This window comes from Bacillus cereus group sp. BfR-BA-01441, from assembly GCF_022663075.1.
GTDB lineage: Bacteria > Bacillota > Bacilli > Bacillales > Bacillaceae_G > Bacillus_A > Bacillus_A cereus.
The window spans coordinates 1-318 of sequence record NZ_JAKUEU010000303.1 but is presented as its reverse complement, the minus strand read 5'-3'; the positions used below and the strand labels follow the sequence as shown (position 1 = coordinate 318).

The following is a 318-nucleotide window of genomic DNA, read 5'->3' as shown; positions in this document are numbered from 1 at the left end:
CTGGCAACGTCCTACTCTCACAGGGACAAGGTCCCAACTACCATCGGCGCTAGAGAGCTTAACTTCCGTGTTCGGTATGGGAACGGGTGTGGCCTCTCTGCCATCATTACCAGACTGTATTCATTTAAGACAAGAATCATTGTAACTCATTTAACTTTTAAAGTCAACAAGTTTTTTATATTCTTTCAAAACTAGATAACATTGCTTCATATTATATGGTTAAGTCCTCGATCTATTAGTATTCGTCAGCTCCACATGTCACCATGCTTCCACCTCGAACCTATCAACCTGATCATCTTTCAGGGATCTTACTAGCTT

Annotated in this window: 2 rRNA genes; both read right to left on the bottom strand. The window is 41.2% G+C overall.

Annotated elements, in window-relative coordinates:
• Positions 1-114 (bottom strand): 5S ribosomal RNA (gene rrf, locus MR107_RS30610); the annotation flags it as partial.
• Positions 115-215: 101 nt separating this feature from the next.
• Positions 216-318, bottom strand: a 23S ribosomal RNA gene (locus tag MR107_RS30605); the annotation flags it as partial.